Annotated in this window: 10 protein-coding genes; 3 read left to right on the top strand and 7 right to left on the bottom strand. The window is 40.5% G+C overall.

Annotation, left to right across the window (positions count from 1 at the left end):
* Nucleotides 1-18: 18 nt before the first annotated feature.
* Nucleotides 19-1,842: an NAD(P)H-hydrate dehydratase gene (locus I3249_RS05410; protein WP_238068991.1), complete on the bottom strand. Its 1,824-nt coding sequence runs from the start codon at nt 1,840-1,842 to the stop codon at nt 19-21.
* 245 nt (nt 1,843-2,087) lie between these two features.
* On the opposite strand from I3249_RS05410, the gene queG reads away from it, so the two are divergent.
* A complete protein-coding gene (gene queG, locus I3249_RS05405; RefSeq protein WP_238068990.1) occupies nt 2,088-3,245 on the top strand; it encodes a tRNA epoxyqueuosine(34) reductase QueG in 1,158 nt (385 codons plus the stop codon).
* A 146-nt stretch (nt 3,246-3,391) separates the two neighbouring features.
* Here queG and lysM read toward each other — a convergent pair whose 3' ends face one another.
* The 6 genes from lysM to I3249_RS05375 form a co-directional block, all read right to left on the bottom strand.
* A complete protein-coding gene (gene lysM / locus I3249_RS05400) occupies nt 3,392-3,901 on the bottom strand; it encodes a peptidoglycan-binding protein LysM (protein ID WP_057758817.1) in 510 nt (169 codons plus the stop codon).
* Between the two features lie 282 nt (nt 3,902-4,183).
* Nucleotides 4,184-4,420: an acyl carrier protein gene (acpP, locus tag I3249_RS05395; RefSeq protein ID WP_057758815.1), complete on the bottom strand. Its 237-nt coding sequence runs from the start codon at nt 4,418-4,420 to the stop codon at nt 4,184-4,186.
* A gap of 271 nt (nt 4,421-4,691) precedes the next feature.
* The gene (gene fabG, locus I3249_RS05390; protein WP_057758813.1) at nt 4,692-5,420 is read right to left on the bottom strand and encodes a 3-oxoacyl-ACP reductase FabG; all 729 of its coding nucleotides are present in this window, start codon (nt 5,418-5,420) and stop codon (nt 4,692-4,694) included.
* On the bottom strand, nt 5,417-6,385 hold the full coding sequence (gene fabD / locus I3249_RS05385; RefSeq protein WP_201572270.1) for an ACP S-malonyltransferase: 969 nt from the start codon (nt 6,383-6,385) through the stop codon (nt 5,417-5,419). The genes fabG and fabD overlap by 4 nt, the downstream gene beginning before the upstream one ends.
* A 425-nt stretch (nt 6,386-6,810) precedes the next feature.
* On the bottom strand, nt 6,811-6,993 hold the full coding sequence (gene rpmF, locus I3249_RS05380; protein ID WP_057758809.1) for a 50S ribosomal protein L32: 183 nt from the start codon (nt 6,991-6,993) through the stop codon (nt 6,811-6,813).
* Between the two features lie 318 nt (nt 6,994-7,311).
* Nucleotides 7,312-7,905 (bottom strand): YceD family protein, encoded by a 594-nt coding sequence (locus I3249_RS05375; protein ID WP_238068989.1) that lies wholly within the window; start codon nt 7,903-7,905, stop codon nt 7,312-7,314.
* A 203-nt stretch (nt 7,906-8,108) separates the two neighbouring features.
* On the opposite strand from I3249_RS05375, the gene I3249_RS05370 reads away from it, so the two are divergent.
* Together I3249_RS05370 and I3249_RS05365 are read left to right on the top strand one after the other, a co-directional pair.
* Nucleotides 8,109-8,831 carry an elongation factor P hydroxylase gene (locus tag I3249_RS05370; RefSeq protein WP_238068988.1) on the top strand — a complete coding sequence of 241 codons (723 nt, stop codon included), beginning with the start codon at nt 8,109-8,111 and terminating at the stop codon, nt 8,829-8,831.
* A 232-nt stretch (nt 8,832-9,063) separates the two neighbouring features.
* Nucleotides 9,064-9,684 (top strand): L-threonylcarbamoyladenylate synthase, encoded by a 621-nt coding sequence (locus tag I3249_RS05365; RefSeq protein WP_179799533.1) that lies wholly within the window; start codon nt 9,064-9,066, stop codon nt 9,682-9,684.
* Nucleotides 9,685-9,708 lie beyond the last annotated feature (24 nt).

The following is a 9,708-nucleotide window of genomic DNA, read 5'->3' as shown; positions in this document are numbered from 1 at the left end:
ACCTACTGAAAGCAAATATCAAATTATCATAAGCTGCATTACGTGACGAATGGCTGCTGGCATATCTTGAGCTTGTAGCCCTCGTTGCCCTACTAGCAATGTATTGGTGTTGCTATTCGCTTGATTGACTAATACATCTCCTGCAAACCCATGTATAAGAACCGCTTGATGTAAGCTCCGTGCCCCTGCTGATAAGTCTTGCTGTGCTAATAGTCCAGCGGTCACCCCAGATAACACATCACCCATGCCAGCGGTTGCCATGCCAGCATTCCCTACATCACAGACGTATACTTGCTCTTTTCTCTCTTCTTGTTCTAGCACTAGCGATCCTGCCCCTTTTAATACCCAGTCACCACCATATGTTGCAGCGCACTGTTTTATAGCTTGTAGTCTATTGGACTCAATCTTACTTATCTTTTGATCAAGTAATCTAGCTGCTTCCCCACTATGTGGCGTTAAGCAAACCCGATGATTAGTACTATATTCTCGTAGCTCTGTTATTAGCTCATGATTACCCATGTGCAGTGATGCCAAGTGGTAAAGTCCATCAGCATCGATAACAATTGATTTTTCATTATCTATAGCAGCCTGTACATAATCAATAAATAATGATTTGGCTTTTTCGTCACGGCCAAGCCCCATCCCAATAGCAACGACACTAGCCTGCTTAATCAGACCTTTTACGCCGCTTGCGTCATGTAGATTAATAGTCATCGCATCTGGCAATGAAGTCAGTAACGACCCATGAAAAGCCTCATGACAGGCAACTGTTATTTTACCAGCACCTGTCGCCATCGTACTGGCTGCAGACAGTATGGCAGCACCACCCATACCCTGAGAGCCATCGACGCGATTTCCGCCAATGACTAATACATGACCATAGCTGCCTTTGTAGCTGTTTTGGCGACGCAGATTCATACTATGTGCAGCCGTCAGCAGCATAGCAACTGGCTCAAATGCTTGACTGGCATTTTTCTCAGCTATCGTATGATGGCTAGCTGTTTGCTGGCATGCTTTTTGATAAGGTACCAACGGTATATCGATTACGTCTCCGCTATAATCTGTACCATCTTTAGTATGCAGACCAAACTTACGCGCAATCAAACATAGAGTCACGTCAGCTTGTATTGCTATGCGCTCGAACACTTCACCAGTAGAAGCCACTAAACCACTTGGAATATCAACTGCTATTGCTAGTGTGTTATTTTGCTGAGTAAGACTATTGAAGGTATTGATAGCTAATTCATAAATACCTTCTGGTGCACGATCTAAGCCAATACCAAATAATGCATCAATATAAACATCAGCTGGCAAGTTTCCTTTATCCGCATCATGGTGACTAATAATGTCTTCAAAGCATTTATAGTGACAGCTGCTAGCTAAAGCTACTTGTAATGCCCTTGTCGCGTCAGTAATATTGCTACTATCGCTGTCTCCATTGTTAGAATTTTTAGAAGTTACTGATTGATCATGGATATCAAAATCATTTTCGCTAAAGCCAACCGTTATTACTTCTACTTGCCAGCCAGATTGCTGTAAATAATGAGCGATAAGCCAACCATCACCACCATTGTTACCTTTCCCTACCCAAATACTTGCTCGACGCGGATGAGCACTACGGTGATAAACGTTAGTATTGGCAGAATGGCTAGTACTGACGTTTCTTTGCTCATAAATCTGCTCTATTTGCTGTGTCATTTGCCAAGCCGCTTGTTTCATCAAACCAAAACTGTCGTATCCTTGTGAAAACCAAGCCTGTTCCATCGCATAAACCTGCTCACTACTATATAGCGCGATAGGTTTTGTATTTTTTATAGGTGACAAATTGGTATTATTTCTCATAACTTATCCTTGGTGTTTCTACTCATTTTTTATTCTATTTAAATTTGGTTGCTCATTTCTCATATCAGCTTAGCAAAAGCTTACCTCGACTTATGTATCAATATGAATGTGAGTTTATTTTCTTTTATACTTGCACTCATTGCTCACTGGCTTATCATAGCCGTATTTACATTATCTCTGATTGTCAGATATGAATAATCTGATTAAAACAAACGAGAAAACCATCTAATAAGCACCTACTCTCTATGCCTACTGATAAAAACAAAATCGCCATTACCAATCCAACTGTATTTACAACCACAGCTGATGTTAAGCAGTGGATTACAGCACAAGCACAGGCATTAGGATTTGCTGATTGTGGTTTTTTATCTGTGCATCATCCTTTGTTTACTCAGCAGATTGAACAACTACAGAAGTGGCTAGATAAAGGCTATGAGGGCCAGCTGCAGTTTATGCACAACAACCATGATCTGCGCGCTCATCCTGATCAGCTAGTCGAAGGCGCAAAGACCATCATCAGCGTACGTATGGACTATCTAACTCAAGCACCCACACCGCGTGCTGTCACTGATAACGATCATCCCAATAAAGGCATCATCGCGCGTTATGCAAGAGGGCGTGACTACCATAAAACGATGCGTAGCCGTTTAAAGCAATTGGCTTTGAAGATAGAAGCAATGCTTCCTGAATGGCAACATTTGGATATCGGTTCAGAAAAAGAATTTGTGTTTAGACCTTTTAGTGATTCGGCGCCTATCTTTGAGCGGCCGATTGCAGATGCTGCAGGTCTCGGTTGGACAGGTAAACATACACTACTTATAAATAAGCAAGCTGGCTCATTTTTTGTACTCGGTGAGCTATTTTTGAGCCTTGAGCTACCCGACGATAAACCAGTCAAGGAGCATTGCGGTAGTTGTAGCGCTTGTATTGACATATGCCCTACTCAAGCAATTGTAGCGCCCCATGAGCTCAACGCTTCTGCTTGTATCTCTTATTTGACTATCGAACATGATGGCGTCATCGATACCAAATATCGACGCGCAATTGGTAACCGGGTCTTTGGCTGTGATGATTGCCAGTTAATCTGTCCATGGAATCGTTATGCCAACCTTACGACTGTTGATGACTTCGCACCAAGGCATGGATTAGACAATAGTAGCTTGCTTGAACTATGGCAGTGGCAAGAAGCCGACTTTATGAAGAACACTCAAGGTAGCCCGCTTAGACGTACCGGCTATGTGAATTTTTTACGTAATATCGCTATCGGACTTGGCAACGCTAATGCCAGCTTAGAAGTAGTCGAACAGTTAAAATCTAAATTAACCATACATAATGACATGCTAGATGAGCATATCCAATGGGCTCTAGCTGAGCAGCACAACAAGCTAGACTCGACTAATTAACCAATTATTTTATGATTATCAAATATCCCTGAGATAAAGTGTTTATTTGAAGTGTACAAAATAAAAAAAGCCTCTTAATGATAAGAGGCTTTTTTTATTAGAATGTCATATTTAAAATACTATTTTTCTAGACGCTTCTTCTAGAATTATGGCTTAGGAATGCGTAGTACTTGACCTGGATAGATTTTATCTGGATCAGATAACATTGGTTTGTTTGCTTCGAATATCTTCATGTAATCGCCAGATGAACCATAAACTTCTTTAGCAATCTTAGACAAACTGTCACCAGATTTTACCGTATACATTGTAGATTCAGGTGCATCTTCTTCGATATCGATGTTATCAATAACTTTTGCAACGTTTTGCACATTACCGATAGCGATAATTGCTTTTTCACGATCAGCTTGAGTTTTAGCATTACCACTTATTTCTGCCGTATCTGTAGAACCATTATATTTAATTTTTAGATTACTGATATTGAGGTTCTGCTGCTGAATACGGCGCAACAAGATGTTAGCCACTGATTGTGCACTTGGCTCACTACTTTGTACTGGTGTATTGGCATCTGCTTTCGTTTCTGTCTTAGCATCATGCTTTTCGTCATCACGGTTAAAAATCTTGTCACCGATATCTTTTGCAAAGCTAAACATACCCATATATCTACTCCTTGAAATATTATTATTTGTCATTCTTTTAATGAAATGCGCAATCAAACAATATTTTAAATGTCTAACTGGCATCTTTTTGTACAACTTACTATTAGGAGTATAGATAAAAAGAGTCGATGTAGATAGTAATAGTATGTTGAATAATGTTGAATTGACGTAGTCAATGTTAAATTCGATTGCTACGTTTAAAAATATCAGTCATACACCCATAAAAAAACCGCCTATCTAATCAGATAAGCGGCATTGTAAATCTGCTAAGTAAGTAGCAAATTATAGTTGGGCTTGTACGTAATCGATTGCTTTTTGAACAGTAGTCAATTCTGCAGAATCTTCATCAGGAATAGTGATACCAAAATCACTTTCAAATGACATAACCAATTCAACTAGGTCTAAAGAATCTGCACCTAGGTCTTCCATGAATGAAGCATCGTTGTTGATGTCTTCAACATTCATACCTAGTTGCTCAGCTACTGCTGCTTTTACTCTTAGCTCGATATCATTACTCATGTAGATCACTCCGTTATCATCTATTATTTTTAATAAACTGCTATATCGCCTTATTTAAACGCTATAGCATGGTATATAAAATGCGTTTGCCAGACTAGCAATGCTGTCTGAGTACTCTATGACATGTTATACAGTTTGTCTGATGTCTAATAAAGCCCTGTTATCATACAGGGCTTTGACTCAAAAGTATCCGTCATTATAGCACCCTTTATTATAGTTTACACTCGTTCACACAGTTTTTTATTATAACTATGTAACGCTCATATATTGACTACATATACATACCGCCATTGACAGGAATAACAGCACCTGTAATATAGCTGGCTTCGTCGCTAGCCAAGAAATGTACCGCTGCAGCGATGTCTTCTGGCTGACCAAGACGGCTGATAGGTACAGCATCTAACATAGAGTTCAATAGGCGCTCATCAAGCTCATCTGTCATATCCGTTTCGATCAAGCCTGGTGCCACACAGTTGATGGTCACTTGGCGTGAACCAATCTCACGTGCAAGCGTACGGCTAAACCCTTCTACGCCAGCTTTGGTCGCCGCATAGTTAGATTGGCCTGCATTGCCCATTTGAGCGACTACAGAGGTGATATTAATAATACGGCCACGGCGTGCTTTCATCATACCGCGTACAGCACGTTTGCTCATGCGATATACCGATGTCAAATTGGTGTCGATGACATTTTCCCAATCTTCATCTTTCATGCGCATCAGTAGACCATCTTGGGTAATACCGGCATTGTTAACCAATACTTGTACCGCGCCATAAACGCTTTCAATCTCTTCAAACAGTTTGTCAATTTGAGCAGTATCACGTACGTCTAAAACACGACCAATACCACCAGTATCATGAAGGTAGTCATCGATAAGCTCAGCGCCCTTTTCAGTGGTCGCGGTTCCAATGACAAAATGTCCTTCTTTAGCAAAACGTTTGGCCACTGCTTTGCCAATACCTCGGCTAGCGCCAGTCACTAATGTAATCGTACGGCTCATGATAACACCTCTAATAATTTTTCTAGACGGGCAGGCTTGTCAGTAGGATAGCTTGCGATTGGCTGCGCCTGACGCTTCGCCAAATTGCTCAGTACATTACCACTGCCACATTCGATTAAGATATTAATTTGCTTGTCAGCTAACTCTTGCATGGTTTTTGACCACAGTACTGGCTCGCTCAGCTGTTCGGTCAATGCTTGCTTGATACCGACCGCACTGGTTTCAACGCGTGCATAACGATTTTGTATAACAGGAATGGTTGCCTGATCAAACTTGATACCCGCTAGTATTTCAGCCAATGCATTGCTGGCAGGTTCCATAAGTGCGCAATGAGACGGCACACTCACTTTTAGAGGAACAGATTTTTTGCCAGTATTTTTGACTTTATCAATAACAGCATTGACACCAGCAGCGTTACCCGAGATAACCACTTGTCCTGGACTATTAAAGTTGGCTGCACCGACTACTGCATCTTCGACATGTTCGGTTGCTTGCTCACACAAGTTTTCGACTCGGTTATCTTCTAGTCCTAATACTGCAGCCATAGCAGTATCAACACCTACAACGGCCTCTTGCATCAACTGACCGCGCTTATGTACTAAAGTGACTGCATCACCCAGCGATATCACATTGGCAGCACACAGGGCACTGTACTCGCCCAAAGAGTGACCAGCTAAATAACAAGGCGTATCTTCTATTTTTTGTTGTAGAACACGCCAAATAGCAATACTAGCTGTCAAAAGCGCAGGCTGAGTATATTGGGTTTGATTGAGTTTTTCTTCGTCCTGACAGATTGCCCACAAATCCTCACCAAGCGCATCACTCGCTTCGGTAAATGTATCACGTATCTCTGGATAGATTTCAGCAAGCTCGCTCGTCATTGCGACTGCTTGAGATCCTTGTCCAGGAAAAATGACCGCGATACGAGCGGGTTGCTTTTTTACCATATCGGGTACAGAAGCCATAACCAATATTCCTTATCTGATTAGAAATATCCCTAAAAACAATGGGGTGTATTATATTATTAGATGTTATACAAAGCCGCTACTTCAAGTATTTATGCAAGAAAACGGATTGTCAGTAAACTATACACTGACAGACACGATTATCATAGCGGATGCAAACCAAACAGCAAGAGTAACGCTGCTCAAACTAAAGGAGCAGATTATATCAGCACATTTTTAAATCTACTAAAAATAACAAGCGAATTAAGCAATGAGTCTAGCTATAAATAACAAAAAGCCAAGTTATCCAGCCACATAATATATGATAGCGAAATAACTTGGCTTTTTTTAGCTCAAAGCTTATTGACTAATAATAACTAGGCAAAAACAATAATAGTCACCAGTACTATTACTATCTTCGCCTAAGCTATCGTAGAGCCAATGTCTTAGGCGTCTTGGCTGACTTTGAACAGTTGACGACCACGGTAGAAACCATCTTTAGTCATGTGATGACGACGATGTTTTTCACCAGTAGTAGCATCTACGCTTAGTTCAGCAATTTCCATACGGTGATGTGAACGGCGCATGTCACGACGAGAACGGCTTTTACGACTTTTTTGAACAGCCATGATATAGCTCCTATACTTAAAAGGGATAAGCTTGAAATTCAGCTTAAGTCGATACTGACAGAGGCTATATAATCACAACAACCTAAGTCTTAAGCATCATTAGTTAAATAGATTGCCACTCACATAAAGCACTGACCAAGGCTGAATTTTATAAAAAATTTACCCAGTCAGTTTCTATCAGCAAGCAACAGGTTGCTCGAATGCAATAAACCGGACATTATACGCATGTTTATTAAATTAATAAAGCCCTGCCTTGCACTCTTCTGTACAAAGCTGATAAAAGGCTTTTTAAATGCATTGAGTAGATAATTTTGACGCTTATAGTTTGCCTTTTAGCGAGGCTAAAGCAGCGAAAGGATTTTCACCTTCCTCTTCTTCTGGTATTTCACCAAACTGCTCAACAGACATTTCACAATCGTCATGCTTTGGTGCCATTGGTGTTTTGAGCAAGATTTCGTCTTCTACCAATTTCTTAAATGGTAACAGACGCTCTGGAGATTGCTCGGTAACGATTTCATCCAGTAATAAATAATCTTGTTCATCTTTAACTAAACGAACCTGACTGTCGTTTTCGAGTAGCGCGATGTCATAATCATCAGACAAGTCTATCGCGATTGGTTGTAAACAGCGCTGACAAGTTAGCCAAACATCACCTGTCAAAGTAAATGCTAGATGCAAGACGTTGTTACGACGATATAAGTTAGCGTTGAGCTGTATATCTGACTGCTCATGTTCAGTACTCAAAGTAGTAGCAAGACGATCAAACGAGCTTGGTTTGACCTCTCCTGACCATTCATAACCAGTATCTGCCCATTTATCTAAGGAGATGTGCTCAGGCATGCCAGTAGATACAGGCACTTTTTTGTTGTCAGCGTGAGATGCTGACGGTTTAGTTTCTGGAGTGCTTGACATGCGCGGCCTCATTCATAAAAACGGTGTATAATATTGCCTGCCATACTAACGGAAAGTGCCATATTCTGCTAGCGCTAGTATGTTAAGATTTTTTGATAGTAAATTTGTTTAAGCTCTTTTATTACTTACCTTTTTACCTAAAGTTTTTTGTCTTTAGTATTTATTAAGTCAATGTCTTCTCTATGAATCTATCCGATAATAAAATGAATTTTTCTGATTTACTTTCTCCTACTGAAGCAAGTTCGTTGCTGCAACAGCTTACTCAGTTAGGGAGTCATACTGAAAATTCAGCCAACAACAAACTGAATCTTGATAAAGATGAGTATTTAAACGAATGCAGAAGTCAGTGGCAAAGGCTGTATAGTACTCAATCTGACAATACCTACTCAGCAGAATCGATAGTTGATAGCGAACGATTAGCTACCGATTGGCTCATACAGTTATTTAATACTTTATTCGCTGATCAGCAAGTTATATTGGTTCGTAGCAATGATGAACCCGAATATTTTCCAGCTCAAAATGATAAGCCTGCCAGAATTGAATTCGCTCATGGCTTTTTTGCTAGTGCTCTGCATGAAATCAGTCATTGGTGCGTAGCTGGTGACGCTCGTAGACAACTATCTGACTTTGGCTACTGGTATGCGCCAGATGGACGCTCAGCGGCTCAGCAGCAGGCATTTGAGCGTGTAGAAATCAAACCTCAAGCATTAGAGTGTTTATTCACCTTGGCGTGTGGACGAAATTTCCAAATCTCCCAAGATAACTTGTTTGCCGACTTCGACACCAGTAGTAGCACCTTTGCTATTGATGTCTATCAGCAAGTCCAAAGCTACATAGCCAAACCTCATACTCTGCCGCGTGACGCTAAGACTTTGCTGACTGCGTTACTTAGCGCTTGCACCTCTTCATCTGAAACCAGCGCTTAGTTTAAATTACTAAGCTTCCCTACTTATTAACGATTTTCTACGGTTGGTAACGCCTTACCACTAAACTTATATCTACTTTGAGCTATACTGATAACTGAAGTGGTATTTTAAAGATATCGATCTGCTTTAGTTCTAGAATAGTTCTTCTAATATATCCAGTGATTGAACCATATCTAACTAATGAAAAATTTGTCTCAATTAAAAACCAATAATTATAAAATAAGGAACCACTATGGAAGTCTTCTATATTCATCCCGATAATCCGCAGCCACGTCTCATTGAGCAAGCCGCTGACCTATTGCGCAGAGATCAATTAATTATTTACCCAACTGATACCAGTTATGCTTTTGGTTGCCGTTTAGGAGCAAAGGATGCTCTAACGAAGCTTAAGCAAATCCGTGAACTCGATGATAAGCATCAATTTACCTTGCTATGCCGCGACTTGAGCGAAATTGCCAACTATGCAACAGTTGATAATGTACAATTTAAACAGCTGAAAGCCCATACCCCTGCCCCAATTACTTTTATTCTTACTGCCACCAAAGACGTACCGAAAAAACTGGCGCATGCAAAGAAAAAAACCATTGGTATCCGTGTACCTAGTAACCCCATTGCTCAAGCATTATTAGAAGCGATGGATGAACCTATTTTAACCAGCTCACTGATTTTGCCTAATCGAGACGATATTTTGGATGACCCATTTGAGATTGAAGATTTGCTAGGCAATCAAATCGATGGACTGATCAATGCAGGTATAAAGACGACCAAGCTTACTACTATCGTAGATATGACTAGCAGCGTTCCTGAAGTTATCAGGCAAGGTGCGGCCAATGTCGATTCGTTATTACTCTAAGCAGCTAATTATTGCTTTAAACAA

The organism is Psychrobacter sp. Ps1, assembly GCF_022129425.1.
Classification (GTDB): domain Bacteria; phylum Pseudomonadota; class Gammaproteobacteria; order Pseudomonadales; family Moraxellaceae; genus Psychrobacter.
The sequence above is the reverse complement of the archived record's forward strand: the minus strand, read 5'-3'. Positions and strand labels throughout refer to the sequence as shown.